Source organism: Acetobacter sp. P1H12_c (assembly GCF_018811975.1).
Taxonomy (GTDB): Bacteria; Pseudomonadota; Alphaproteobacteria; order Acetobacterales; family Acetobacteraceae; genus Acetobacter; species Acetobacter persici.
The window spans coordinates 428,686-455,376 of record NZ_JACRVR010000001.1; the positions used below are offsets into that span (position 1 = coordinate 428,686).

The following is a 26,691-nucleotide window of genomic DNA, read 5'->3' on the forward strand; positions in this document are numbered from 1 at the left end:
CTTACGTCTCAGAGTAGGGGAAAAGACAGTCAGACCCCGAGGGGCCTGACCAGATAGCCGATTTCAGACAAATCAGCTTTCTTTCTGAGGTGACGGGTGGCGGAACTCCATCACCAGTTCAAGGTCATAATGCGCGGAAAGGGCTTCCGTGGCCGTGCGGGATGTGTTGTGAACACGGTAACGGCACAGAATTTCGGGCAGGTATCCGGGGCTGAGATCGCAATCAATAAATTTCAGCCAGAAATCATAATCTTCCCAGCCTTCTTCAATATGGCAGAAGCCGCCAACACGCGCCCACGCATCCTTACGGATTAGGGCCATAACGTCTACATAATTGTTCTGCTTCATCCGGGCTGGGTCCCAGATATCGGCATGACCAATGCCTTTGCGGTCACCAAACTCTTCAATCTGGGTGTAAACGGCCGGAAAACCACCGTTAATCAGGGCGGCGTACGTCTTTTCCAGAGCTTTAGGGTAAACGGTGTTGTCTGCATCCATGATGAAGACAGCTTCACCTAAAGCATTTTCAAAGGCGACATTCCGGGAAAAAGACGGTCCCTGATTCCGCTTATTCTGGATCAGGGTCGCGCGGTAGAAGCGCTGCTTGTTCTCTTCCATCCATTCCGTGATGACCGCGATAGACTCATCACGTTCAGACAGATCATCCACAACAACGAGGTCAATATTCTCGTGAGTCTGGTCAACAATGGAGTCCAGACATTCGCAGATAACAGACGCATAATTGAAGTTGGTGACGCAGACTGTCACCAGATCTTTGGGTTTTCTTGATTTTTTCTTGAACGAAAATTCAATGTTACCAGCCGGAGCCCAGGGTTTCAGAATGCTCATTTCAGGTTGCTCCACACGGAAGAAATATAGTTTTTCAGGTCCAGATTTTTGGAATTGAAGATGTCTTCGTTTTGCAGAACATCAAAAATGTTTTTCTGAATTCTTGCGGCTTCAGCCTGACCCTCTTCTGTGCGGATCAGCCATTCAATCAGATTGGGCATATGGCGCGGTGTTTCAGTCAGATAATGCTCACCATTTTTGTACAGAGGGTGTGGGAAGCATTCTTCTGTCACAATAATGGACCCGGATGCCATGCCCTGTTTGACAATGCGGTGCCATTCAAAAAAGCAGTTATCATCACGGTGAATATTGAGCGAAATTTTTGAATTCTCAGAAACGTAGCGCGGCAGGCGTGAGAGAATGTCATACAGGCCGGAGCTGGGAATAGGACCATCAGCCTTCCGGTAATATAAGAAATTCTGATAGTCGGCGAAGAATGCTGCGGCACGGGAGAAAAACTTCTCTCTCTTGCGGGAGGCATTGCCGAAAAAGCTGACATCAATGCTGCGCTCATTGATGGGCGTGAACGGAGAAGAGGCTTTCTGCGCAGGTTGTGGCAGCACACGGAACAGCGGATGCTTCTTGTCTTCCGCAGAGAGGGCGCAGGCCTCAATTTCCACAGGTGGGTCAAAGTGGAAGACGTTCAGACCGACATCCGAGAAGGATTTCAGGTTCTGGTAACACAGATCCATCACGCCAGCGGACATCATGATGTAAATGATGCCACGGGTGAACCACAGTGTTTGCGGCTGCTCTGTATTGAACATAATGGAACGCTTGATGATTTCATCTTTTTTCCAGGTCTCATTCCCGGAAAGAAAAAAGAATTCATGCGGAGCGCAGAAGATGCAGAGTTCGGGAGCGTCTTCTTCCGGGGTATCTTCCGTCATGACGCGGGAATTGATCCCACTATTCTTGAGGTAGTCATCCAGACACTCGGCGAGTTCCTTGATAAAGGAATTGCCTTCTGAATGGTAAAAGACGCCGACGGTTTTGGGGAGTGCGTCGCTGGTGTCGTCTTTGTTAATTTTATAGTCAATGTCGTTCTTACATTCTTTGCCCAGAAAACTGACGATCGACCGTTTGGAGAAGATTTCGCGCCCTTCTCCAATCCCGTAAAGCAATGCGTGACGAACCGGGGACATTTTGGCGGATGAAATATCAGCATTCATCCGGAGATAGTCATCTGAGCTAAAGAACGGGTATTTTTTCAGACGATTCAGGGCATTACTGATGGAATCATAGCCGTATTCCTGCAGAAGGCCTTTTTCAAAGAAATAAAGATTTTCATTATTTCTTATATAATGAGCAAACGGGTTTTCGTCCTGGCCAATAACGTTTTTGTAAAGATTATAGTAAATTTCGGTATTAAAATTTTCGTTGGGGTTCCTGTTTTCCTGACAGCCGTAAAGAACATAATGAACAATAGGATCAAGACCTGATTTTTTTACATCAGGATTTTCGGAAAAATAAAAATCAAGATCAAATTTCTCTGAATCAACTATCGTTTTTATGTCTTTTTTGTTCCACGCTGTTAGAGTAGCCATTATATTTCCCGTTTGTGCCAAATGTAACTTGTGAAGTCTTAGCAAGCATACCGCAAAAATATTGTCCTGAGAACGACGAACTTCCCGGTATTATGTGACAAATCTAAGGAGATATTGTTATAAAATAACAAACATAAAGTCAAATTAATTGGCCGCAGCAATAGTGTTCATCAAAATAAATTTGTAACGGCACAATGAAATAATTTTTAAATAAGTGAATATTTTGATATTCGCTAACGGTTTTGTTTGCGCTCTGAGATTGCGTAGTCTCAAGCTAAAATAGCGTTTTATTATGTGATGAATACTTGCGGCTCAAAGAAGGAAAATTAATTGCTCAGGAAGAATTGATATGTTCTTGAGGGGGGTATCTCTTTACTCTGAGCAATCTATATAAGTCATGGGGCGTCGATAAAAAAAATCTTTTGTCTTTTTTTATAGAAGGACACGGCTTTTCTTTTTCTGGCCACTGCCAATGCTTCGAAAAGTGATATAGATGTCTTAATATGATGTCGCGATGAACCGGAGGCGCGCAAGCGCGTCCAAGAGGTAGAAGCGCGCGGCATAAAGTGCGTTGAGATATTCGAGCGGAGCAGGAACAGAGTTATCATGGTGCAAGAAGTCGAACAGGGTATGTCTGCGGCAGAATTTCTGTTTCCTTCCGATCTGGAGCGGACGGAAAAAAAAATTGATCGGGTTCTTCTAATCGGTTCCTGCCTGACCGCTCTGTATTTTGAACAGTTCAAGGCCCGTTATCCTGAGACCACTTTTGACTATATTCCCTATAACTTTGTCAGCATTCTTCCTCCGCAGCCGCCATCCCCGGTTGAAGGCTATGATCTGCAATACGTTCAGATCCCTTTGCGGACCCTTCTGAGTGATCGGGTTATCGAGGGCTTTCGCTTCAACGAGCCTGGTTTTGCTGAGACAGTTTTTGAAGATGCGAAAAATCTTCTGGATGTCATGCTCTCCGCAGCAATGGTTTACAATAAATCACACGGACTGCTGACATTCGTCTCGAATTTTATTGTGCCGCAAATGAGCAGTGCGTCCAGCCTGCGGGGTAAAGGCAGCCAGCGTGATCTCGTGACGCTGGTTCATCGCCTGAATGACTATCTGAATGAGCGTGTCGAAACCTATAAAAATGCCTATGTGCTGGATGTCGACGCCGTCGCCAGTGCGATTGGGAAACGACATATTCTGGATGATGTCATTTATTTCTATTCACACGGGGGGGTGGCGTTTCAGGATTGGGATGATTTTGGAGCGATTGCCCGTAATGAGCCTATCCCGCCTCTGGAGACAGTGTATCCTGTCAGGCGCGAGGAGTTTCTGGATGCAATTTACCGCCAGATTGTGACGTCCTATCGCACGGTGCATCAGGTGGATCAGGTCAAGGCTGTTATCTTTGATCTCGATAATACCCTGTGGCGGGGGCAACTGGCAGAACATTATCGCCCGGACGTGCAGCCCTGGCCGCGTACGGACGGCTGGCCGCTAGGGATCTGGGAGGCAATCCATTACCTGCGTGCCCGCGGTATTCTCGTCGCGATCTGCTCAAAAAATGATTATGAGACTGTCAGGCAGAGGTGGGATGATGTGGTTAACCCCGGATTTGTCGCTCTGGAAGATTTTGCGTCTCTGAAAATCAACTGGCAGCCCAAGGCGGAAAATATTGCGGCGATCTGCAAGGAATTCAACATCAAGCCCAAGAGCGTGGTTTTTGTTGACGATAATCCTGTAGAGCGGGCCGCAGTGGCCTCTACTTTCCCGGATTTGCGTGTGATGGGCGGCAATCCTTATCTGACGCGGCGTATTCTACTGTGGTCAGCCGAGACGCAAATTGCCCAGCTCACAGCGGAATCTGAACGGCGCGAAGACATGATTCGGAGCCAGATCGAGCGGGAAGAAACGCGCTCCGCCATGAGCCGGGAAGAGTTTCTGGCTTCTCTCGACTGTCGGGTGGCCATCAAATATATTACCGACACGGCACAACCTGAATTTGCACGTGCCCTCGAGCTGACCAACAAAACCAACCAGTTCAATACATCTGGCAAACGGTGGTCTTTTAAGGAAGTCGCAGATTTTCTGAAGGACGGTGGGCAGCTACTGGCATTTAATGTGCAGGATAAATTCACGGAGTACGGGCTGGTTGGGGTGTTATATCTCAAAAAATCCGAAATTGTTCAGTATGTTATGAGCTGCCGCGTGCTGGGGATGGAAGTCGAGGAGTTTGTTGTCGCGCAGGCGGTTGCCCATGTTCGTAAAGCGCATGGGAATGTTCGGGTGACGGCGTCTGTGCATGAACTGCCGGACAATACTCCTTGTCGGGATGTTTATGTTCGTGCTGGTTTCAGAGAAGACTGGGTTTCGGAAGGGATTCATTATTATATTCTGGATGAAGGCCTTAACCCTAAAACTGCTGCTCATATCAAGGCCGTTGCGTAGTATTGAAATCGTTACGAATAAGTGTTTCTTTGAATGCCGCATTTTAATGCGGCATTTTTTTTTGGAAAATAGTTCTATTACAGTTTATAGATTAAATGGTTGTTGTGTTTTATTGAAACAATCGCAGTTAATGCGTAAATGAAGGATTAACGGAGCATTTATTATCGTTTTTTGACGTTACATAAAAGAAAATTAAACTCGGTTTATATCTGTTTTTGCTGGACAATATCCTCGAAAAATTATTAGTAAAAAACCGAATATATCTAAAGGTGTGAGTTGGCATATGAGTGTGCGTACGAGCAAGGGTCAGACCAAAGCGGCCAAGGGAGCAGAACCGAAGTTGGTAAAGGACCTCAAGGTCGCACGCCGTTCCAGAGTGTCTAAGAAAGCTGTGGCTTTTGCTCCGGAACCCAGTGTTGAAGCACCAAAAGCAGAAGAGAGGCCGCAGGAGATTGCGCCTGCGACAGCCTCGTTGCCAGATGAAATTAACGGAGCACAGCCGTCCATGCAGGAAAATCAGGAATTCCAGTCTGCCATTTATTTTGATGGGGGCTGGTATCTGGATATGTATCCCGATGTACGCGCCGCAGGGATCGATCCGCTGGAACATTTCCTGAATCATGGTTCTCAGGAAGGCCGCAGCCCGAATGCGCTTTTTGATAGTCAGGCCTATTTGCGTGCGAACCCGGACGTCGCTGATTTTGAACGCGGCCCGTTTATTCATTATATTTGCTTCGGTTTTCAGGAAAAGCGCCCGTTGCGTTAAAAGCTTTCTCCTCACCCAGTATTCAGAGGAGCCCTCTGGGTACTGGGTGAGGGGCGGAAGAAATCCGGGGCCTGTCATCTGCAAAAGAATCAGAGGCAGTGCTCATTGTCTGTAAGGCAGGATCGTGCGTTTTGTTCTGTAAATTGGCTTAATTGGTCAACAGCCAGTCAATAAGCTATATTTTCTCGTACAATCGAAAATTTCCCGGTATAGCTCTAACAGGCCTAGTGGGTGCCTGAGATATTATCAGTCGGCATTCTGCTTTGATGTCGAATTTAAGAATAAATCTATCTTTATTTAAACGCTGGAGAATACTGGTGTTTTCGGACAAAGAGTTATGCGGGTATCAGCATAAGGTTTCTTAAAATTTCATGCTATTTTTTAATAATTTATTAACGTCTTTGTTGCGGAATGTGTTTGTCCCTCGTGCGAAGGAAGAGTGTCTTTAGGGTGTGGTTGCTGACGCTGGCAGAGCATGTGTCAGAGTATATCTTTCTTATAGAGCCTTAATTTTTTTGTAAGAAGTAAGTTTAAGAAAATATAAAATATCAAAATAGTAAAAAATAATTTTTATTTTTTTTGAATTTTGTATTGCTATTACTCAAAATCGGAAAGAAGTGAGAGTTGTCGTGAGGCTGGCTTTTCTTCTGCTGATGCCAGAGAAGAAACGGTAATGCCCAGAAGACGCACAGGCCGGGGAAGAGGCAACAGTGGGTGCAGCAGGAAACGCGCTGTTTCTTCCAGTGCTGTCGCTGACGTGACCGGGTCTGGAAAGGAGCGGCTGCGTGTGAGTTGCTGGAAATTTACGTAGCGCAGTTTGAGCGTGACTGTGCGCCCGGATGTCTGTCGCCGGGTGCAGGCGTGCCAGACGCTTTGGGATAATGTTGTCAGTGCTGCAAAGAGCGCCTCTTCCTGTAGCAGGTCTTTTTCGTAAGTCGTTTCTTTGCCGATCGACTTGCGGGGGCGATGGGGTTCCACCGGTCTCGGGTCTTCCCCGCGGGCAATGCCATAATAAAAGGTCGCGGCTTTCCCAAAATGGCGGACAAGCATGTCCAGCGTCTGCCTGCGCAGATCGGCTCCGGTATAAATACCCAGAGCGTTCATTCGTGTTGCGGTGGCTGGCCCAACTCCGTGAAAACTCCCGACAGGCAGGTCTGCCACAAAGGCTTCTCCCGCGCCGGGTGGGATCACAAACTGGCCGTCAGGTTTACGGTAATCGGAGGCCAGTTTGGCCAGAAACTTGTTGTAGGAAATGCCGGCGGATGCGGTCAGCCGGGTTTCCGCATAAATGGCGGCCCGAATTTCCTGCGCAATAGCTGTGGCCGAGGGGCGGGGCAGTAGCGGGTCTGTCACGTCCAGATAGGCTTCATCCAGAGAAAGAGGCTGGATAATGGGGGTGTAGCGGGCAAAAACCGCATGAATCTGGGCCGAGACCGCACGATACACATCAAAGCGAGGTGGCACGAAAATCAATTCCGGACATTTCCGTTGCGCAACCAGAGACGGCATGGCGGAACGGACGCCGAATTTTCGGGCTTCATAGCTGGCGGCCGCCACAACCCCACGTTCCTGACTGCGCCCGACAGCGACAGGCCGACCGCGCAGTTCTGGTGTGTCGCGTTGTTCAACGGACGCATAAAAAGCGTCCATGTCGATATGAATAATCCGGCGTACAGGCTCAGTCATCCCGCGCAGGATAACACGTCCTGAGGGGCAGCAGGATAGCCACCGGGGAAAAACGAAGTCTGGGCTCTGGAAAAGACTGGCCCTGATCTTGCTCAGGTTCCGAGCTGTCGGGCTGACGGCTCGGGGCTCCTATCCGGGTCAGTCTCTCAGGATCAGTGCGGAACGGCGATTGCTGCGTCTGGTAACGGGGCGTGTCTCAGCGCCTGCGGCCAGCTTATGGGGGCGGACGTAATATCAAAATCATGCCAGCGCGTCAGAGACAGAGCCGCGGCTGTAGTGTGCAGTTTGCGCGGTGAGGCAGCAGGCTTTTCGCCTTTGGGCATGGGGCCCGCCTGCATGGAGCCCGGACCGGGCCAGCCGGTGTGGTGTGAGAGCCAGTATCCGGCACCCGCCAGACAGGCTCCCAGTGTTGTGATGGCTCTGGTCAGCCGGGCCAGAAGGGTGGGGAAGGACATGAGCGGCTTGAGCAGGGACTGGACCGTGGTGTCCTGCTCATTCTGCGCGGCTTCCGTTGCCAGAAGAAGGCTGTATTCTGTGGGCGTAATGGCCAGCGCGCTGCCTGAGCGGATATCCAGAGAGGGGAGTTCCAGCGCAGCCATCTGGCTCAGAGTCTCATGGAAGGCATGGGCTACCGCCAGAAAGTCCTGCCGGAAGCACGGCAGAAACAGGCTGGTGGGTGTTGTGTTGCGGGCATGCTGGCAGCAGGAGGCCGTGCCGGCAAGGCGGCGAATGGTCCAGATGGTCAGCCGTTCGCTGCAGGCAAGGTCTGTCAGGTAAACCGGTGAGCGTGTCATGGCGTCATCCTGAAGGGGGCAGCCCTTCGGTCCTCTTTTGCGGTGATGTTCTGATTTAAATGAGAACAATTCTCATTTGCAAGATAAAAATACGGGAGGCAGCATCCCGTGGCGGCCAGTGTGTTGAGGAGGGCATGGTTTTTCCTCTTTTCTTGTCTGGCGGCTTGGGGCAGTACAGACGCATGTCTCTGCTCGCATCTCTCTCCCTTCCGCTCCTTCGTAAGATGGACCCTGAAACCGCGCACGAGCTGGCGCTGGACGCCCTGCAACTGGGTGTGTCCGTGCCGGTCAGCCGCCCGAAGGATGATCCGGCTCTGGCCACCCGCGCCATGGGTATGCGCTTTTCAAACCCGCTGGGGATTGCAGCCGGGTTTGATAAAAATGCGCGCGTGATTCGCCCGCTGGCGAAACTGGGATTTGGGTTTGTGGAAGCCGGAACGGTTACGCCGCGCCCGCAGGCAGGCAACCCCAGACCGCGCTTGTTCCGCCTGACGGAAGACCACGCGGTGATTAACCGGATGGGTTTTAACAATCAGGGTATTGACCGCTTTACGGTCCGGCTGGCCCGCCTGCACCGGCCTTTGCCCTCTGGCCGCGGGGCCGGGGCAGGCGTGCCGGTTGGCGCTAATCTGGGGATTAATAAAACAGGAGCGGACCCGGAGCGGGATTACCCTGCTCTTGTGGCGCGCGTTAAGCCCTATGTGAATTACATTGTGCTGAACGTTTCCTCCCCCAACACGCCGGGATTGCGCGGCTTGCAGGATGCGGCCCGCCTGCGCGGTATTCTGGATGCCATTGCGGAGCGCCACCCGGAACGGCCTCCGCTGCTGGTCAAACTGGCCCCGGATCTGGAAAATGATGCGGTCGGCCCGATTGTGGAAGCGGCCATTGCCGGTGGCGCACAGGGACTGATTGTGACCAACACCACGCTGGCCCGGCCTGCCACGTTGCTCAGCCCGCACAAAACGGAAAGCGGTGGTCTCTCCGGTCGTCCGCTGCGTGCGCGGGCTACGGAAATGCTGCGGCTGGTCGCGGAAGCCTCTGCCGGCCGTATGGCGCTGATTTCCTGCGGCGGGATTGAATCCGGTGCGGATGTGCTGGAGCGCATCCGGCTTGGCGCGGATCTGGTGCAGTTCTACGCCGCATTTTCTTATGAAGGTCCGGCTATTCTTGCTCGTCTGAAGCAGGAAATGCTGGACCGTATGCGGGCTGACGGCGTGGAAACGCTGGCAGATATCCGCGGGGCGGACCTGTAAGATGCCGGGCACACAGACCGACATGCAGACCCTGACGGGTCTGTCCTCCCTTGCGGACCAGTATGACGGGTACGTGATTGATCTGTGGGGCACGGTGCATGATGGCGTGCAGCCTTACCCCGGCGCGGTTGCCTGCCTTAAGGCCTTACGGGCGGCAGGGAAGCGCGTGGTGATGCTTTCCAACGCGCCGCGCCCGGCGGATGTTGTCGCCCGTCAGCTTGAAGCGTTTGGGATCGACCGAGACCTGCATGACGGTGTGATGACCAGTGGGGAAGAAGTGCGCCGCCTCCTGCGTGAGCGTGCTGATCCGTGGTTTGCCCGCTTAGGCCAGCGCGTGCTTCATGTGGGGGGCACGCATGATCTGGGCCTGTATGACGGGCTGGATCTGGAGCGGGTGGCAGACCCGGCAGAGGCGCAGTTTATTCTCAACACCGGGCCGGATGCCGAGCGTGGCACGGACTCGGTTGATCCTTATCTGCCGGAACTGCGGGTCGGTCTGGAACGCGGCCTGCCAATGCTGTGCGCAAACCCGGATATGGTTGTGGTCAAAGGCGGCCGCAGGATGATCTGTGCCGGGGCTCTGGCAGCGTTTTATGAGCAGGAAGGCGGTAATGTGCGGTGGGTTGGTAAGCCGTACAAAGAGATTTACGCCCCCGTCTTTTCCATGCTCAATGTCCCGCAGGATCGTATTCTGGCCATTGGCGATGCACTGGCGACGGACATGCGTGGGGCTGCTGTGGCCGGGATTGCCGGAGCATGGATTCTGGGCGGCATTCATCAGGAAATGGTGGGCGACGATGCGGAACTGGCCGCCAGAGAAGCGGATGCTGCCGGTCTGCGGCCTGTGGCAACCTTACCGCGACTGGTCTGGTAACCTGCTGGAAGGCAGATAAAGCCTTCCTCTGTGGTGGGACGATGGAGGAGCGTTCACGGGGTTGTGCGCTCGTGGTTTAAAAATCTGGCAGCGTCTGGGCCAGATGTCCGCCCTGCCGGATGGGGGCGAGGCGGCGGGCCAGACCTGTCGCGTCGTCTGTTTCCACCATAATGCCGCACATCGTGGCGTCGCCTTCCGCCGGTTGCAGGCGTTCACCGGGCATTTTGCGGATAAACCGGGCCATGGCCGGTTCCTTGGTCATGCCAATCACACTGTCATAATCCCCGCACATCCCGGCATCGGTCTGGAAGGCTGTTCCGGCAGGCAGAATGCGGTGGTCTGCGGTGGGTGTGTGGGTGTGGGTGCCCACAACCAGAGAAACCCGGCCATCCAGCACATTGCCAAAGGCCCATTTCTCACTGGTGGCTTCCGCATGAATATCCACCACAATGGCCTGCGTGGTCACACCGAGGCGGTGGCGGCTGAGGAGTTCGTTCATGCAGCGGAAAGGGTCATCCAGCGGGTCCATGAACAGGCGGCCCATGGCGTTGACCACCAGCGCCTTGCGGCCGTCCGGCAGTTCAACCTGTACGCTGCCGTTGCCGGGGGTGCCGGGCGGGAAGTTGATGGGGCGGATAATGCGGGGTGTGGCGTCGATATGTCCGATCAGATCCCGGCGGTCCCAGCTATGGTTGCCCAGCGTGATAACATCCACGCCGCCTTCAAACAGGCTTGTGGCAATGGCGGGGGAGAGGCCGAATCCGTGGCTGGCGTTTTCCGCGTTGACGACGACCAGATCAAGCGCGAGCGATTTCCGTAAAGCGGGCAGACGGGACAGAACGGCCTCACGGCCACACCGGCCAACAATATCACCCAGAAACAGAATTCTCACGCCGTCGTCTTTCTTTGGTTATAGTCAGTCAAAATGCAGACTCTCCTGTTCTGTTACCAGAGAGGAGAGTGGCTGGTCATACGGCCCGGTGGGAAGCTGCTCCACTTCCTGCGCAGCCAGCGCGTAGCCCATGCTCGCAATACCTGGCAGGGCGGCCAGTGTGCGGTCATAATAGCCGCCCCCATATCCCAGACGGTTGCCGGTGCGGTCAAACCCCAGCAGCGGCACTAATACGAGGTCCGGCCTCATAAGAGGTCCATCAGGCACTTGCGTGCCAAAGCGGCCGCGTAGCAGGGCGGTTTGTGGTGTCCAGAGCCGGAACGTCAGCGGCTGGCCGCGTGGCGGTGTCTCCGGCAGGAGAACGTGCCGCCCGGCGGCGTTTAGCTGATGGCAGAGAGGACGAAGGTCAAGTTCGTGCGGCAGGGGCCAGACGCAGGCAATATGGGCGTGGTCTGTTGCCAGCAGTCTTTCGGCCAGACGTGCGCACAGAACGGCATCAACCCCGGCAGGCCGCGTTTTGAGAACGCTCAGGCAGCGGGCGCGCAGGGCCTGCTTGGCTTCGGCAATGGCCGGAGAGTCTGACATGAGAGAAGAAGGAGAGTGCGAAGCCGCCATGGCCGTTGGTCTTTCAACCTCCAGGACCTGCGTGTGCAGGTGGGCGCCGGATAATGTGACCAGGGCCACAACAGAGCCAGCTCCCTTAGGAAGTGCTTATCGGCCCAGGGGATGACTCGCCTGACGTGCCGGGCAGCTCCGCCTCTTCTATGTAGGCGTCCTCAAGGCTGGCTGCAATAGCTTCCGCATGGTCTGCCATTTCAGCCAGACGATTGTTCCTCAGCATTTGCTCGACACGCAGGCGCTCGGCCTCTTCCACGGCCTGCGTCGTGCTTTCCGGCACATGCTGGCTTGAGAGATCCTGAATTTCATCGGCCATGAACAGCGCGGCCAGCACCAGCACCCGGCTTTCCCCGGTAAAACCGAGGTCCCGCACGCGCTGCACACGGCGTTCAACCTGCTGGGCCATGGCCTGAACGTGCCGTTCTTCTCCGTTTTCACATCCGACGGAATAGCTGTGGCCATTAATGCGAATTGAAACAAGCGCCATGATTATTTATCTTCCGGTCGGTCCGCGTGGGCCAGAGCGTCGCGCACGCGGCTGATCAGCACATCAACATTAGCGACGAGTTCCTGCGTATCAACGCTCTTGCGCTGTTCTGCCTGACGGCTTTTATCAAGCGCGAAGGAGATACGCTGCAAGGCACGATTCAGCCGGTCAATCGGGTCAGTTTCTGCAGGGGAGGGTGTTTCTGCCAGCGCATGGGCGGCAGATGTCTGTGTGTCTGTCAAAGCTGGTCCGGGACCCTGATCTTGCATTCTTGTTTACCCTTCTCACAAAAGGAATCACCCGCAAACGCGGCGGCGTCAAGCATGGTCATGGAAAACACTCCAAATTTATTCCCCACTTTTCTGCCCTGCGGGTTCCTTACACTGCATGATTACGCCACCGGCATGGCAGCCTGCGCTGCCGCACGAAATGCTGGCGTGCTGACAGCACAGGCGTCTGTTGCGCCGTTCGGGTTTCTCTCCGCACCGGGGGCGGCCGGATTTATGGGCGCCCTCTGGTGGCAGGCGCTGATCCGCCAGATGGAAGAGGAGACAGGCTGCCAGTACGTCCATGTTCTGGATTGCGGCAGCAGCGTCGGGCATGCGGTGCTGGCCCGGACGCAGGGTCAGAAAAATGTCATTTTACAGACCGACCCCGCACGTGCCGCCGCAGTTCGCGTTCTGTATCAGTCAGAAGGCGGGGTATTTTTTTCGGCGCGACCGCCATCATTTGACCTTACCGGGCCGCTATCTTCAAAAACGCATCTTGCCGCGTATTTCATGCGCAGTTATTGCCAATAAACGGTTCCGGGAAATAACGGCCCGGATAAAAGCCAAGAGGAAGGATTTCCCAATGACGCTTACCCCCCAGGTTAAGGCTATTCTTGATCAGTACGAGAGCGATAATCCCGGTACAAAAACAAATCTCGCCCGTTTCCTGAATGCAGGTAAACTTGGTGGCACAGGTAAGCTGGTTATTCTGCCGGTTGATCAGGGTTTTGAGCACGGTCCGGCCCGCTCTTTTGCGGCAAACCCGGCCGCTTATGACCCGCACTATCATTTTGAACTGGCGATTGAAGCCGGGCTGAGCGGCTATGCGGCTCCGCTGGGTATGCTGGAATGTGGCGCGGCCAAATATGCGTCTGAAATTCCGCTGATCCTGAAGTGCAACAGCTCCAACAGCCTTGCGACGGAAAAAGATCAGGCCGTGACCGGCACCGTGGCGGACGCCCTGCGTCTGGGCTGTGCGGGTATCGGGTTTACCATCTATCCGGGTTCTGAATACTGCTTCGACCAGATGGAAGAATTCCGTGAACTGGCAGCAGAAGCCAAGGCGGCTGGTCTGGCCGTGATCCTGTGGAGCTACCCGCGTGGCCCGATGCTGGACAAACCGGCTGAAACCGCAGTGGACGTCTGTGCTTACGCGGCTCATATGGCCGCTCTGTGTGGTGCGCACATCATTAAGGTGAAGCCGCCGACGGATCTGGTCGCTCTGCCCGCCAACAAGGCGGCTTATGAGCAGAACAAGATTGATATCTCCACGCTGCCGGCCCGTATCCAGCATGTGGTGCAGTCCAGCTTTGCCGGCCGCCGCATCGTGATCTTCTCCGGTGGTGAAAAAGCCGGGACGGACAACCTGCTGACGACGATTAAGGGCATTCACGATGGCGGCGGCTTCGGCTCCATCATTGGCCGTAACGTCTTCCAGCGTCCGAAGGCGGAAGCTCTCGATCTGCTGAACCAGATCATCACCATCTTCAAAAGCTGAAACAGCGGACGTGACCACAGGACAGGGGGCCGGGATGACGGCGTATGATGTCTATCTCGCCACCCCCGTTCTGCGGGACGCCGAGGCTTTTTTACCAGATCTGGCGCGGGGGATGCAGCAGCATGCCCCCGCGGCTGTTCTGCTGCGTCTGGCGGATGCGCCGGATGCGGACCTTATCAGAAAAATTCAGACCGTTCAGCCCGTGGTGCAGGCGCAGGATATTGCCCTGATGCTGGAGGACAGACCGGCACTTGCGGCCCGTACCGGGTGTGATGGCGTACATCTGTCCCCAGGTTTTGCGGGGGCGTCCATCAAGGATGTGCGCAGGCAGATCGGGGATGATCTGCAACTGGGTGTGTCTGTTGGCGGTAGCCGGGATGCCGCAATGCGGGCGGGTGAGGCTGGTGCGGATTATATCAGCTTTTCCACAACCATTCCGGTGGTTGCGGCGGAAGGGGAGGCTCCCGAAAGCCTGACCGACCTTGTGCGCTGGTGGTGTCTGGTGATGGAACTGCCTGCCGTGGTGGAGGTTGAAACTCCGGCGCAGGTTGCTCCTTTTGCGGAGGTTGGAGCGGATTTTATCCAGCCCGGTCCGGTCTTCTGGGAAAACCCGTCTTTGTGGACGTTTTCTGGCTGAACACTGAGGCTGCGCCTTAGTTCAGCCATGTGTCTGCGCCATGTCTGCACCCTGATCTTCAGCTTGAAGCCCGGCCTGTCTGGCCGCATACAGGCTGAGGACGTTTCAAAAAGGGTATTCCCATGATGAACAAGAAAACTCTTCTGGCACTGGTTGCTGTTGCCGGGCTTACGGGTGCGGCCTCTTCCGCGCAGGCGCAGAGCTTTGGCAGCATCGGGCAGAACGCTCTGTCCGCTGCCACCAGCAGCGCCAAAAGCGGGATGACGGGCATGGTGGGGAATATGCTTCCCAGCCTGTCCTCCGCCAGCACAAGCAACCTGACCGGTATTCTGGGCTATTGCGTGCAGAACAACGTGCTTTCCGGCACGACGGCGACCTCAGCCAATTCTGTGCTGAACAACCTGACCCAGCAGCAGGGCGTGACCTCTTCCAGCGGCTATAGCGCCGGGCAGCAGGGTCTGCTTCAGACGGGGGACAATCAGATGTTTTCCCTCGCCAATCTGAAAGGACAGTTGAAGACCAAGCTGTGTAACATGGTGCTGAGCAAGGCGCAGTCTCTGCTGTAAGGCTCTGAGCCGCTGTATGAAAAAAGCCTGCCAGATAAAAACTGGCAGGCTTTTTTTGTGCTTAGCGGGATGCGCTGTTTTGCAGCACAGGCGGCGTTGCAAGGCTGCTGGCTGCCCCGGTTATGCGGTGGCCCGGCTTGGGCTGGGGCACAACCGGCTGCACGGCAACCGGGGCGGGAAGGCCTTTGGGGGTATCGGCCCGTGCGGCCTGCGTCGCCTGTTTTGCGACTGTCAGAGCCGGGTCACTCACCGGGGGTAGCAGCAGGGACTGGGTGAAATACAGGCGGCCGTTGGATTGCGGCACACCCGTCACCCACAGGCGGCTTGTCACGCCTACGCCGTTCCCCAGAATGATCTGGCCGGTCGGCTGGTCAATCCAGGCGGACAGGATACGGCCATTCAGAGTCGGCAGCCCAACGGAATGGGTGGGGGAGGCGAGGGCTGCGGCCCGCAACTGCTCGACCGACCATTCCCCTTTTACAATGGAATAGGCCAGAATTTCCTGCAGGAGGGCAGCGTTTTCCGGTGCATTCAGTTTGCTGCCGGTGGGCGTCTGGTAGTTTTCCAGCACGGCATTGGGGATGCCGAATACGGTAAACGGCCCGCTCTGCTGCAAGGTGCTGAACAGGCCGGTGCTGTTCAGGCCGTGGACATAGTTTGCCATCTCGATGGCGGAGGGCAGCGTGTCAGACAGCGGGCGGTCACAAAAAGCCGGACTTTCCGGGTCCGCGTAGGCAATGGCGCTGTCCGGAATGCCTTTCTGGTTTTCAGCCGCTTTTTTGCCCGGCGCGTAGGTGCGTTCTCCCGAGACGGTGGGGAGCATGTAGGAGCACGTGGAGTTATGCGTCACATACGTATCCTGCCGTGCGCCGCTCTGGCACCCGGCCAGAGCTGTCAGAGCGAGAAAGGCAGGGGCCAGCAGGGCCGGTTTTAACGATGTACGAGCCGGAACGCAGCGATGCCGCATGGGCGTCTCCCAAAAAATCATGCCGTAAAAATCAGAGTGGAGTCGCAATGCAGACTGCGCCGGGCATGGTCAGCAGCCGTCTCCCCGCATTGTCCAGGCGGAGACAACTCCGTTCACCAGCTCAAAATTGGTCTGGCAGGTGTAGGTATAGGCGGTTCCGCCCCAGCCACCACCCCAGCCGCTCATGGGCATGGAGTAGTCAGTCTGCTGGTTGATGTAGGACATGAACGTATGGTTGCCGGACACAAACTGGCGGGTGGGCACGCCGTAGGTCCGCACCACGTCCACTGCCTGCTTGCCAATCATGGAATCAAGCTGGCGGCGTTCTTTGGCTGTCGGCACCTGGCAGGCAGCCAGAGAGAGCATGCTCACCAGAAGAAGAAATTTTCTATGCGTCATGACGAGATCCAGACAGGGTGAAACATGCTGCCCCGTTATGCTGCGTGCGGCCTAACGGGGGCGGGTTAACAGAGACATACGCTAAATCTTGCAGACTAACGGCTCAGCCACAAGACATCCTGTATGCGGCGCGCGCCACAGCCTAGCATAACCAGCCTGTCAAACCCCAGTGCAATACCAGAACAGGGGGGCATGTGGGGCAGGGCGTCCAGCAGGTTTTCATCCATCGGCCAGTCCGGGCGGGTGGGGTAAAGGGCTGTGCGGGCCGCGCGGTCAGCCAGAAAGCGGCGGCGCTGTTCCGCAGCGTCTGTCAGTTCTTCAAACGCGTTGGCCAGCTCCATGCCTGCGGCATAGAGCTCAAACCGCAGCGCCACGCGCGGGTCCGCAGGGTCTCGCCGGGCAAGGGCGGCCTGACTGGCGGGCCAGTGGGTCAGAAAGGTCGGGCGCGTGCGGCCAATGGCGGGTTCCACCCGTTCCAGCAGCAGCCGGAAAAACAGATCTTCCCAGTTTTCTCCGCTACGGAGGGTGCAGCCTGCGGCCTGCGCCAGTGCTGTGGCATCGCCTTCCGTGGGCAGCAGATCGACCCCGGCATGCAGGCGGAAGGCGTCCTGCATGGTCAGGCGTTCAAAAGGGGACTGAATGTCCAGCGTCTGGTCGAGCGTGGGGCCGGTGTGTTCAAGGCGGGGCGGCAGGACGGCGCGCACCAGAGCCTCTGTCTCGTCCATCAGCCCGTCCAGCCCTATGCCGGGGTGATACCATTCCAGCATGGTAAATTCCGGCGCGTGCAGGGCACTTTGCTCGCCATTGCGCCAGACTCGCGCAAACTGGAATACGGGCAGGCCCGTCGCGGCGACAATCCGCTTCATGGCGAATTCCGGACTGGTGTGCAGGAAAAGGGCTTCCTGCTCCCCCTGTGGTGTTTCCCGCACGGTGCGGAAGGGGTGCAGATGCACTTCTTCCCCCGGTGTGGGCACGGCGTAAGGGGTTTCTACTTCCAGATGATCGCGGGCTTCCAGAAACGCGCGGATGCCCCGCATCATCAGGCCACGGCGGCGCAAAAAGGGCAGGCGGTCCCGGATATGGGCCGGGTCAGGGTGCGTGGAACGAGACTGGGAATCAGTCTGTGGGATTGCAGGACTGGACATGGTGAGAGTAGAGCCGTGACATGTCTCATCCGGTCAACCCCCCTTCATCCGCGCGCAGGCTGCTGCGCACTCCTGAGGATCTGATTGCCGCAGGGCTGGTTCCGCCTGAGCAGAGAGAGGCGCTGGCCGCCGTGGCGCAGGACTATGCCACCGCCATTCCCCCGGCATTTCTGGACCTGATTGAACAGCCGGACGACCCGATTGGCATACAGGTTATTCCCTCGCCGGAGGAACTGCTGGTCACGCCGGAAGAACGGTCCGACCCGATAGGGGATGATGCGCTCTCCCCGGTGCCGGGCATTGTGCATCGATACGCGGACCGCGCTTTGCTCAAGCCCCTGCTGGTCTGCCCGCTTTATTGCCGCTTCTGTTTCCGGCGTGAGCATGTGGGGCCGGGTGGTGGTGTGCTGGATGATGCCGCGCTGGAGGTGGCGCTGGACTGGCTGCGGGCGCATCCCGCAATCCGGGAAGTGATTCTGACGGGGGGAGACCCGCTGATGCTTTCCCCGCGCAGGCTTGGTCAGATTATTGCGGCGCTGTCCGCTATGCCGCATGTCACCACCATTCGTCTGCATACGCGGGTGCCGGTTGCCGCCCCGGAGCGTGTGACGGATGCGTTGCTGGATATGCTGGAGACGGACAAGGCGTTGTGGATGGCCGTCCATATCAATCATGCGCGGGAAATGTCTGAGGCAGCACGCACCTGCCTGAAGCGCCTTGTGCGGCGTGGCGTGCCGCTGCTGGGCCAGTCCGTGTTGCTGCGCGGCGTGAATGATAGTGAGCAGGCGCTGGAAGACCTGTTCCGGAGCATGGTGGAAGTACGGATGCGTCCTTATTACCTGCATCAGCTTGACCCGGCCCCCGGCACCGCGCGCTTCCATGTGCCGGTGGAAGAAGGGCAGCGGCTTCTGGCTGGCCTGCGCGGGCGCGTTACGGGGCTCGCATGGCCCACGTATGTGCTGGATATTCCCGGCGGCTACGGCAAGGTGCCGCTTGGCCCGGACTATGTGGATGGCGCGTTGCAGGTGCGGGACCCGGAGGGGCGGCTGCATCATTTACAGCGTTTATAAGGCGTTCGGAGAAGGCCACAGGTCCATCGGGCGGTCGTGACCATGCGGGAGACACCAGTCTGGTGGGGGGGGGAGATGGTCACCAGTATCTGCTCACAGACATACAAGTCCACAGACATAAAAAAAGCGACGCTCCGGAGAGGAGCGCCGCTTTGCTGGGTGGGAAGAAATTATTCCCCGACTGCGCCACCGCCGGGGTGCCTGCGGTCATACCCGCCATAATAACGGGCGCTCCCTTTTTCACCCAGACGCGGACCGCCGACCAGAATCCCTTCCGGCATGCCCCACGGCGCGTGGGGTGAAAACTGATAGCCTTCATGCTCCAGTGTTTTTTGCACATCGGGGGAGACCGCGCCGCTCTCCACTTCCACCGCTTCGGGCAGCCACTGCTGGTGCAGGCGCGGCAGGTCAATGGCCTGCTGGATATCCAGCCCGTAATCCACCACGCCCAGAACCACGGACAGAACGATGGTGGGGATACGGGAACCGCCAGGGCTGCCAATAACCATCACCGGTTTGCCATCGCGTGAGAGAATGGTGGGAGACATGGAGGAAAGAGGCGTCTTGCCCGGTGCAATGGCGTTGGCCGCACTGCCGACAATGCCAAACATGTTGGCGGAGCCGGGTTTGGCGGAGAAATCGTCCATTTCGTCATTCATGAAGATGCCGGTATTGCCGCCAATCACCTTTGCGCCGAACCAGCCGTTTAGCGTGTAGGTGGTGGAGATGGCAAATCCATCTTTATCAATTACGGAAAACTGGGTCGTTTCATGCTTTTCCGGTGTGCTGTCCCCCGGCTGCAACGTGCTGGAGGGCACCGTTGTATCCGTTGGAATATGCGCGCGCACGGCGGCGGCATAAGCCGGGTCCAGCAGATGGGCCACCGGGTTTTTTACAAAAGCCGGGTCCCCGAGGTCACGCCGGTCAGAATAGGCATGGCGCATGGCTTCCAGCTCATAATGCAGGGCCGGAGCCGTGTGCAGACCCAGTGCGTGCATGTCATAGCCAGAGAGAATGTCCAGAATTTCGCACAGCGCGATGCCGCCGCCGCTGGGAGGCGGCGCGGTTTCAACCTGAAAGCCCCGATAGGCGCAGCTGAGGGGCGCAAGTTCACGCGGGGCATAGCTGGCAAAGTCTGCTGGCTGGAGCAGGCCGCCATTCTTGCGGGACTCCGCAACAATCGCCTGCATGATCGGGCCTTTATAAAAGGCATCCGGCCCATGCTGCTCAATCTGTTCCAGAGACCGGGCAAGGTCCTTCTGCACCAGACGGTCCCCGACCTGAAGGGGGGCGCCATCAGGCCGCAGAAAAATGGAGCGGGCGAACGGATCGGCCCGGAACGCTGCGGTTGAGGTGTTCAGGAGGGCGACGTCTCCCTCCTCCAGCACAAAGCCATCCCGTGCCAGAGCAATGGCCGGAGCCATGACGGCCTTGCGGGAGAGATGCCCCCATTTCTGGTGAACACTGTCCAGCCCCGCCACGGTGCCCGGCACAGCAACGGCCTTCCAGCCGGTGACGGACAGATCCGGGATAACATTGCCTTTGGCGTCCAGATACATATCGGCGCGGGCGGCTGCGGGAGCTTTTTCCCGGAAATCGATAAAGATCGCCTGTTTGCCCGGTGCGCGCAGCAGCATGAAGCCGCCGCCGCCAATATTCCCGGCAGCAGGATAAACAACCGCCAGAGCATAGCCCATGGCAACGGCCGCATCCGCCGCGTTGCCACCCTGTGCCAGAATACGCGCCCCGACCTGAGACGCCAGCTTCTGCGCGGAAACGGCCATCCCATGCTGCCCCGGCGTGGGGGCGAGGGGAGGCAGGCCTTCCGGCTGGCTGGTGCCGTAGGCCAGCGGGTCTGGCGCATCGGCGGCCTGCGGGGCTGCGGCAAAGGACAGAGTGGGCAGACTGCCTGCGCCACAGGCCAGCAAAACCAGTGCGGCGGAACGCAGGGCAGAGAGGGTGCGGTCAGGCAGAACAGGCATAGGGCTCAGCTTTCAGTCGGGTAGGGCGGGCAGGTGTAGCCAGCGGGGGAGAGGGTGAAGATCTCACACCCGGTTTCTGTCACGCCCAGCATATGCTCGAACTGTGCGGACAAAGACCGGTCCCGTGTGACGGCCGTCCAGCCATCATCGAGAATTTTCACGTCAGCTTTGCCGAGATTGAGCATCGGTTCAATGGTAAACACCATCCCGGCTTTCAGCTTCATGCCCTCGCCGGGTTTGCCGAAGTGCAGAACAGTAGGTTCTGCATGGAAGGTACGACCGATCCCGTGCCCGCAGAAATCTTCCACAATGGAATAGCGATGTTTTTCAGCCAGTGTCTGAATGGCATGGCCGATATCGCCAAGAGTAGCGCCCGGACGCACAACATCAATGGCGCGCATCAGGCAGTCATAAGTTGTCTGCACCAGTTTTGCGGCTTTGATGGGCACTTTGCCAACGGTGTACATCCGGCTGTTGTCACCATACCAGCCATCCACAATGGAGGTGACGTCAATATTGACGATATCCCCTTCCTGAAGGGTTTTTTCCCCCGGAATACCGTGGCAGACCACATGATTGATGGAAATACAGCAGGATTTAGGGAAGCCGCGATAGTTCAGCGGGGCCGGAATGGCGCCGTGTTCCAGCGTGTACTCATGAATAATGCGGTCAAGCTCCCCTGTGGTGACGCCGGGTTTGACGTAGGGGGTGATCATATCCAGTGTGGCGGCCGCAAGGCGTCCCGCGGCGCGCAGGCCCACAAAATCCTGTTCGTTATGCAGAACAATGCCGTTCCTGCCCGCCATGCTGAGACTCCCTTATTGATACAGCTCTCGTTTTAAAGAGAGGTGCAAAATGGAGTCAGGGCGCAGTAAAGGCAACCCGCTTCCGGGAGGGAAGCGGGTTATTTAGAGAAAAATCAGGTATGATTACGTGAGGTATGGCCAGCACGCGCCCGATGTGTTGTGGCCGTAGCGGGACGAACCTTTGCGCCGATCAGGCGGATATGATGCCCGCCGGCAACCGGAGTTGCCAGCACGTAGCGGTGGCCATGCCGCAGCGTGGTGCGGCGGCCTGCCGGGGCTTCCGCCACTTCCATCGGCGCATGGCGGGAGGAGGCTGCTGCCAGCATGATCACGCGGCCACCGCGCGTATGGCGGGGGGAGACGGTGTTGCGGGCCAGCACCAGCGGACGCGCAACCGGGGCCACGCCTTCCGCATCAAACCCGCGGTCAAGCTGGTCGGCCATGGCCAGCGTGCGCTGCACATTGGAGGAAGCGCCCAGCACCACACCAACCAGCCGCACATTATTGCGGATAGCGGAGGTGACGAGGTTGCGGCCTGCTTCCTGCGTATAGCCCGTCTTCATGCCATCAGCCCCGACATAGGCCTTCAGCATGGGGTTATGGTTGGGGATCATGCGCCCGTGGAAGCGGAACGCCGCCACCGAGAAATAGTGATAATCCTCGGGAAAGTCCGTCACGATATGGCGGGCCAGCACGGCCAGATCCCGCGCGGTGGTGAGCTGGTCCGGGTCCGGCAGGCCGGAGGCGTTACGGAAGGTGGTGTTGCTCATGCCCAGTGCGCGGGCCTGCTGCGTCATCATGGCGGCAAACTGCGGCTCACTGCCGCCACCCAGAAACTCACCCAGCGCGCAGGCGGCATCATTGGCGGATTTTGTCACCAGAGCCAGCATGGCCTGCTCGACCGTAAGGCGGGAGCCGGGAACCAGACCGAGTTTGGAGGGTTCCATAGTAGACGCATGAATGGAGACAGGGATTGTCTGATCAAGCGTAATGGTACCAGCGCGCAAGGCGGAGAACGCCATATACAGCGTCATCAGTTTTGTCAGGCTGGCAGGGTAGCGGCGCAGGTCCGGATCGTCCTGAGAGAGAACGGCGCCTGTTCTGGCATCCATCACAATGGAGCTGAGCTGCCCGGCATACTGTGCGTGCGCTGCGCGCTGCGTTGCAAAGCTGCCCAGTGCCACGCCAGCAAGCAGGCCAGCCCATTTGCGCAGCCCGGAGCGGCGTTTGTGTGAAATTCCAGCCTGTTTGCGGCGGCCTGTCCCGTCTCCTGCTGCGTAACTGTCTGACACTGCGCGATCCTACCTGGTTCTTCTTCAGGATATTTAAGTGTGGTACTTCAGATAATAAGACCGCGTCTATAAGAAATCTGGAGACTCCGGACTCTGGCGCGGGGGTATTCTGCGTGAAATGTCAGTCTGGCATGTGGCATAAATAAGGCATTTGCCCCGGTATTGTCTTGATTTTGGAACGATTGTCAGCCCCTAAGCCTCTTCCATCCCTCAGGGGAATACCAATATGATGTGGCATGATTTTTTCTGTCAGAAACCGGAGCCGGAGTTCTAGCCCGATGGTATCGCGTCATTTTTCAGTCCTGCATGCGGGTAACGGGCCCTCCCGGCGTGATGCAGGAGGGGCCGATTCGGGCGATGATCTGAATGATGTGGGCGTGGTGGTGCGTGCGCGCCCCAAAACCCGCAAACCGGCCATGTATAAAGTTCTGATGCTGAATGATGATTACACGCCGATGGAATTCGTCGTGCATGTGCTGGAGCGGTTTTTTCAGAAGACTCGGGATGAAGCCACCAGCATCATGCTCAACGTGCACAAACGCGGCGTGGGGGTATGCGGCGTTTTCACCTATGAAGTGGCCGAGACAAAAGTCACGCAGGTGATGGATCTGGCCCGGCAGAACCAGCACCCCCTGCAATGCACACTTGAAAAGGACTGAGTGCGGAGCAGCAGAAAAAGCACACATGCCATTTTTTGTGCAGTTGTGACTCGCAATTCCTCGCAAAGCAGCCAAATATGATGTGAAGGTACCAGACGCGGTGGCGGTCATAGTCACCGCACTCTGGGCATCGGGGGAAAGGAGCGTCTCGTCATGTTGTCACGCAATCTTGAGCAGACGCTACATCGGGCGCTTATTCTGGCCGGGGAGCGGCATCATGAATATGCCACGCTGGAGCATCTGCTGCTTGCCCTGGTTGATGATGCGGACGCCGTAACGGTGTTCCGGGCGTGTGGTGTTGATCTTGAACGCCTGCGTACCGATCTCACAGGTTTTCTTGATAAGGATCTGGCCGGGCTGGCCTCGGACCGCCCGACCGAACCCAAACCCACAGCCGCGTTCCAGCGCGTCATTCAGCGTGCGGCTATTCATGTCCAGTCCACCGGGCGGGATGAAGTGACAGGGGCGAATGTGCTTGTCGCGCTGTTTGCCGAGCGTGAAAGCCATGCCGTCTACTTCCTGCAATTGCAGGACATGACGCGGCTTGATGCCGTCAACTTCCTGTCTCACGGCATTGCAAAGGCACCGGATCGTTCAACACGCCGCCCTGTAACAGGCAGTAACAGCACGCCGGGGCCTGAAAAAGGCGAGGACGCGGAGCGTGGGGAAAGCCGCACCCAGAAAAATCAGGACGCGCTCTCCACCTATTGCGTCAACCTGAACACCAAGGCGGAAGCCGGTAAGGTTGATCCGCTGATCGGGCGGGATGAGGAAATTGAGCGCACGATCCAGATTCTGTGCCGCCGCACCAAGAACAACCCGCTTTATGTGGGGGACCCGGGTGTGGGGAAGACCGCCATTGCCGAAGGTCTGGCCCGCCGCATTGTGGAAGGTAACGTGCCGGAAGTGCTGTTGCAGTCCACCATCTATTCTCTGGATATGGGCGCGTTGCTGGCTGGCACCCGCTACCGCGGGGATTTTGAAGAACGCCTGAAAGCTGTGGTGACAGAGCTGGATCAGGACCCGCACGGCATCCTGTTTATTGATGAAATCCATACCGTGATCGGGGCTGGTGCGACATCCGGCGGCGCGATGGATGCTTCCAACCTGCTCAAGCCTGCTCTGGCTGCGGGCACGCTGCGCTGCATTGGCTCCACAACCTATAAGGAATTCCGCCAGCATTTTGAAAAGGACCGTGCTCTGGTGCGCCGGTTCCAGAAGATTGATGTGCCGGAACCGAGTGTGGATGATGCCGTCAAAATCCTGCGCGGGCTGAAGAGCAGCTACGAAAAACACCATAAGGTGCGCTACACGGATGATGCGATCCGTGGGGCCGTGGAACTGTCCGCCAAATATATTCATGACCGCAAGCTGCCCGATAAGGCGATTGACGTGATTGATGAGGTGGGGGCGTCCCGGATGCTTCAGCCGGAAGGGCGGCGGCGTAAAACCGTCAACCTGAAGGATGTGGAAGATATCATTGCCCGCATTGCCCGTATTCCGCCCAAAAGCATCTCGGCGGATGATAAGGAAGTGCTACGGTCTCTTGAGCGTGACCTCAAGGGCATGGTGTTCGGGCAGGATCAGGCGATCGATACGCTTTCCGCTGCCATCAAACTTTCCCGCGCTGGCCTGCGTGACCCTGAAAAGCCGATTGGTAACTATCTCTTCTCCGGGCCGACAGGTGTGGGGAAAACCGAGGTGGCGCGCCAGTTGTCCACCACGCTGGGGATTGAGCTGATCCGTTTTGATATGTCCGAATATATGGAGCGGCACTCTATCTCCCGCCTGCTGGGGGCGCCTCCGGGGTATGTCGGGTTTGATCAGGGCGGTCTGCTGACGGACGCGATTGACCAGCATCCGCACGCGGTTCTGCTGCTGGACGAAATTGAGAAGGCCCACCCGGACCTCTACAACGTGCTGTTGCAGGTGATGGACCACGGGAGGCTGACGGATCATAACGGCAAGACGGTTGATTTCCGGAATGTCATCCTGATCATGACGACCAATGCCGGGGCGGCTGACCTCAGCAAGGAAGCCATTGGTTTTGGCCGGGATGCGCGGATCGGGGAAGATGAAGAGGCGATCAAACGCCTGTTTACCCCGGAATTCCGCAACCGTCTGGACGCCATTATCCCGTTTGCCAACCTCACGCCGGAAACTGTGGGCTGCGTGGTTGAGAAGTTTGTGCTTCAGCTTGAAGCGCAGCTTGCGGACCGCAACGTGACGATCGAACTGTCTTCCGCCGCCAAGGAGTGGCTGGCAGAGCGTGGGTATGACCGGCTGTATGGCGCACGTCCGCTGGGGCGTGTCATTCAGGAGTTCATCAAAAAACCGCTGGCGGAAGAACTGCTGTTTGGCAAACTGACCAAAGGTGGCGCTGTAAAAATCGGTCTGAAGAACGACGCCCTTGTGTTCGATATCCTGCCGAGCAAAGTGCCCGGCAGCGCAAAAGAAGACGAGCGCGGTAACGAACGCGAAGAGGAAGCCGCCGACTAACGGGCGTTTTCCTCGCTCCTGATCCGTCGCTCAGCGGGCAGGACTAGTCGACAGGGACACAGCAGAACGGCCAGTCTGGTTATCCAGACTGGCCGTTTGTTTTGGGTTTAAAAGTTTGCAGGCAAGGAACAACCTGCCCGCTTTTGTAAGAAAGACCGCCTGATGCAGGCAGGACTTTTTTTAAAAGAGTTAATCGTACTTTGTGCCATTCACCGTCACGTAGCCCGGCACATGCCAGGAGCGGCCAGTGCCGTGGTGGGTCCAGTCCACTCCCTGACGCCGGATGGAATCGTAGTAATAGCGCCCGACCACATCGACCTGATCCCCCTTGGCGACCCACGGCCAGGCCGGGGCGTGCATTTCATCCAGACCCGAGACAATGCGGATTGAGACGGAGGGGCTTACCGCAACGTAAAAATACCCATGCCAGCCGCTGCGCGTGCGTTTGGCGTTTGGGCTGACGGCAATGACTTTGCCGCAGATATGTACAGGCGTATCCGCTTTTGCCCCGCCATTTTCATATGCGAGCTGTTTGGACAGAAAATCCTGATTGTCACAGGTGGCAGACACTGTCTGAGGGACGTCAGCCCTCTCATCATGCCAGCCACGGGCCTGCGCCGGGTGTGTCAGGCTGCTCAGTCCTGCAAGCAGCAGCGCGGCGAGGAGCAGGCGGGAATATGCCATCATC

The 26,691-nt window shown here is 56.9% G+C and carries 25 protein-coding genes, 1 other RNA gene and 1 pseudogene; 11 read left to right on the forward strand and 16 right to left on the reverse strand.

Translation table 11 applies throughout. The features are described from left to right. Window positions 1–72 precede the first annotated feature (72 nt). On the reverse strand, window positions 73–849 hold the full coding sequence (locus KP699_RS02025; protein WP_215761447.1) for a glycosyltransferase family 2 protein: 777 nt from the start codon (window positions 847–849) through the stop codon (window positions 73–75). Beyond that, the gene (locus KP699_RS02030; RefSeq protein WP_244285119.1) at window positions 846–2,021 is read right to left on the reverse strand and encodes a hypothetical protein; all 1,176 of its coding nucleotides are present in this window, start codon (window positions 2,019–2,021) and stop codon (window positions 846–848) included. Before KP699_RS02030 ends, KP699_RS02025 begins: the two co-directional genes overlap by 4 nt. Before the next feature lie 981 nt (window positions 2,022–3,002). Here KP699_RS02030 and KP699_RS02035 point away from each other — a divergent pair. Together KP699_RS02035 and KP699_RS02040 are read left to right on the forward strand one after the other, a co-directional pair. After that, entirely contained in the window at window positions 3,003–4,841 is a 1,839-nt protein-coding gene (locus KP699_RS02035) for an HAD family hydrolase (protein WP_215761448.1), read from the forward strand. 283 nt (window positions 4,842–5,124) lie between these two features. Continuing rightward, the gene (locus tag KP699_RS02040) at window positions 5,125–5,607 is read left to right on the forward strand and encodes a hypothetical protein (RefSeq protein ID WP_215761449.1); all 483 of its coding nucleotides are present in this window, start codon (window positions 5,125–5,127) and stop codon (window positions 5,605–5,607) included. Window positions 5,608–6,204: 597 nt separating this feature from the next. Here the strand turns inward: KP699_RS02040 and dinB are convergent. Both dinB and KP699_RS02050 read right to left on the reverse strand, forming a co-directional pair. Beyond that, complete coding sequence (dinB, locus tag KP699_RS02045; protein WP_215761450.1) at window positions 6,205–7,293, reverse strand: DNA polymerase IV; 1,089 nt, start codon at window positions 7,291–7,293, stop codon at window positions 6,205–6,207. A gap of 152 nt (window positions 7,294–7,445) precedes the next feature. After that, complete coding sequence (locus KP699_RS02050; RefSeq protein ID WP_215761451.1) at window positions 7,446–8,087, reverse strand: hypothetical protein; 642 nt, start codon at window positions 8,085–8,087, stop codon at window positions 7,446–7,448. A 182-nt stretch (window positions 8,088–8,269) separates the two neighbouring features. Between KP699_RS02050 and KP699_RS02055 the strand changes: the two genes are divergently transcribed. Together KP699_RS02055 and KP699_RS02060 are read left to right on the forward strand one after the other, a co-directional pair. Then, window positions 8,270–9,343 (forward strand): quinone-dependent dihydroorotate dehydrogenase, encoded by a 1,074-nt coding sequence (locus KP699_RS02055; protein WP_215761452.1) that lies wholly within the window; start codon window positions 8,270–8,272, stop codon window positions 9,341–9,343. A gap of 22 nt (window positions 9,344–9,365) precedes the next feature. Beyond that, window positions 9,366–10,217, forward strand: coding sequence for a TIGR01459 family HAD-type hydrolase (locus tag KP699_RS02060; RefSeq protein WP_374196867.1), 852 nt, complete (start codon window positions 9,366–9,368; stop codon window positions 10,215–10,217). 76 nt (window positions 10,218–10,293) lie between these two features. Here KP699_RS02060 and KP699_RS02065 read toward each other — a convergent pair whose 3' ends face one another. The 5 genes and pseudogenes from KP699_RS02065 to KP699_RS02085 all read right to left on the reverse strand — a co-directional run bounded on the left by KP699_RS02065 (window position 10,294) and on the right by KP699_RS02085 (window position 12,483). Further along, the gene (locus KP699_RS02065) at window positions 10,294–11,109 is read right to left on the reverse strand and encodes a TIGR00282 family metallophosphoesterase (protein ID WP_025827392.1); all 816 of its coding nucleotides are present in this window, start codon (window positions 11,107–11,109) and stop codon (window positions 10,294–10,296) included. Window positions 11,110–11,133: 24 nt separating this feature from the next. After that, a complete protein-coding gene (locus KP699_RS02070) occupies window positions 11,134–11,724 on the reverse strand; it encodes a 5-formyltetrahydrofolate cyclo-ligase (protein WP_215761454.1) in 591 nt (196 codons plus the stop codon). Further along, window positions 11,711–11,866, reverse strand: a non-coding RNA gene (gene ssrS, locus KP699_RS02075) — 6S RNA. The genes KP699_RS02070 and ssrS overlap by 14 nt, the downstream gene beginning before the upstream one ends. Continuing rightward, window positions 11,855–12,214: pseudogene (locus tag KP699_RS16340) on the reverse strand (cell division protein ZapA); the annotation flags it as partial. The pseudogene KP699_RS16340 and the gene ssrS, both read right to left, overlap by 12 nt. Window positions 12,215–12,216: 2 nt before the next feature. Further along, window positions 12,217–12,483 carry a hypothetical protein gene (locus KP699_RS02085; RefSeq protein ID WP_237590794.1) on the reverse strand — a complete coding sequence of 89 codons (267 nt, stop codon included), beginning with the start codon at window positions 12,481–12,483 and terminating at the stop codon, window positions 12,217–12,219. A gap of 60 nt (window positions 12,484–12,543) precedes the next feature. On the opposite strand from KP699_RS02085, the gene KP699_RS02090 reads away from it, so the two are divergent. From KP699_RS02090 to KP699_RS02105, 4 genes are all read left to right on the forward strand, one after another. Then, entirely contained in the window at window positions 12,544–13,014 is a 471-nt protein-coding gene (locus KP699_RS02090) for a hypothetical protein (protein ID WP_215761455.1), read from the forward strand. Window positions 13,015–13,066: 52 nt separating this feature from the next. Further along, window positions 13,067–13,981: a class I fructose-bisphosphate aldolase gene (locus KP699_RS02095; protein ID WP_086655964.1), complete on the forward strand. Its 915-nt coding sequence runs from the start codon at window positions 13,067–13,069 to the stop codon at window positions 13,979–13,981. Between the two features lie 10 nt (window positions 13,982–13,991). After that, window positions 13,992–14,618, forward strand: a complete 627-nt coding sequence (locus KP699_RS02100; protein WP_308164779.1) for a thiamine phosphate synthase — start codon at window positions 13,992–13,994, stop codon at window positions 14,616–14,618. Window positions 14,619–14,740: 122 nt separating this feature from the next. Beyond that, on the forward strand, window positions 14,741–15,184 hold the full coding sequence (locus KP699_RS02105) for a DUF2501 domain-containing protein (protein WP_035374060.1): 444 nt from the start codon (window positions 14,741–14,743) through the stop codon (window positions 15,182–15,184). Window positions 15,185–15,245: 61 nt separating this feature from the next. On the opposite strand, the gene KP699_RS02110 is transcribed toward KP699_RS02105, so the two are convergent. The 3 genes from KP699_RS02110 to epmA form a co-directional block, all read right to left on the reverse strand. Continuing rightward, complete coding sequence (locus KP699_RS02110) at window positions 15,246–16,151, reverse strand: fasciclin domain-containing protein (protein WP_252346722.1); 906 nt, start codon at window positions 16,149–16,151, stop codon at window positions 15,246–15,248. Window positions 16,152–16,220: 69 nt separating this feature from the next. Further along, a complete protein-coding gene (locus tag KP699_RS02115; RefSeq protein WP_212375460.1) occupies window positions 16,221–16,550 on the reverse strand; it encodes a hypothetical protein in 330 nt (109 codons plus the stop codon). 95 nt (window positions 16,551–16,645) lie between these two features. Beyond that, complete coding sequence (gene epmA, locus KP699_RS02120) at window positions 16,646–17,695, reverse strand: EF-P lysine aminoacylase EpmA (RefSeq protein WP_215761457.1); 1,050 nt, start codon at window positions 17,693–17,695, stop codon at window positions 16,646–16,648. 20 nt (window positions 17,696–17,715) lie between these two features. Between epmA and KP699_RS02125 the strand changes: the two genes are divergently transcribed. Next, on the forward strand, window positions 17,716–18,765 hold the full coding sequence (locus KP699_RS02125) for a lysine-2,3-aminomutase-like protein (RefSeq protein ID WP_215761458.1): 1,050 nt from the start codon (window positions 17,716–17,718) through the stop codon (window positions 18,763–18,765). A 170-nt stretch (window positions 18,766–18,935) separates the two neighbouring features. Here the strand turns inward: KP699_RS02125 and ggt are convergent, their stop codons facing one another. From ggt to KP699_RS02140, 3 genes are all read right to left on the reverse strand, one after another. Continuing rightward, window positions 18,936–20,747, reverse strand: a complete 1,812-nt coding sequence (gene ggt, locus KP699_RS02130) for a gamma-glutamyltransferase (RefSeq protein WP_212358590.1) — start codon at window positions 20,745–20,747, stop codon at window positions 18,936–18,938. 5 nt (window positions 20,748–20,752) lie between these two features. Beyond that, complete coding sequence (map, locus tag KP699_RS02135) at window positions 20,753–21,553, reverse strand: type I methionyl aminopeptidase (protein WP_077930523.1); 801 nt, start codon at window positions 21,551–21,553, stop codon at window positions 20,753–20,755. Window positions 21,554–21,666: 113 nt separating this feature from the next. Further along, window positions 21,667–22,845 (reverse strand): D-alanyl-D-alanine carboxypeptidase family protein, encoded by a 1,179-nt coding sequence (locus tag KP699_RS02140; RefSeq protein ID WP_374196857.1) that lies wholly within the window; start codon window positions 22,843–22,845, stop codon window positions 21,667–21,669. Window positions 22,846–23,123: 278 nt separating this feature from the next. Here KP699_RS02140 and clpS point away from each other — a divergent pair, with 278 nt between their 5' ends. Both clpS and clpA read left to right on the forward strand, forming a co-directional pair. After that, window positions 23,124–23,504, forward strand: a complete 381-nt coding sequence (gene clpS / locus KP699_RS02145) for an ATP-dependent Clp protease adapter ClpS (RefSeq protein ID WP_025826315.1) — start codon at window positions 23,124–23,126, stop codon at window positions 23,502–23,504. 153 nt (window positions 23,505–23,657) lie between these two features. Next, complete coding sequence (clpA, locus tag KP699_RS02150) at window positions 23,658–26,003, forward strand: ATP-dependent Clp protease ATP-binding subunit ClpA (RefSeq protein ID WP_077930521.1); 2,346 nt, start codon at window positions 23,658–23,660, stop codon at window positions 26,001–26,003. A gap of 189 nt (window positions 26,004–26,192) precedes the next feature. On the opposite strand, the gene KP699_RS02155 is transcribed toward clpA, so the two are convergent. Beyond that, the gene (locus tag KP699_RS02155; RefSeq protein WP_215761459.1) at window positions 26,193–26,690 is read right to left on the reverse strand and encodes a DUF3465 domain-containing protein; all 498 of its coding nucleotides are present in this window, start codon (window positions 26,688–26,690) and stop codon (window positions 26,193–26,195) included. Window position 26,691: the final 1 nt, after the last annotated feature.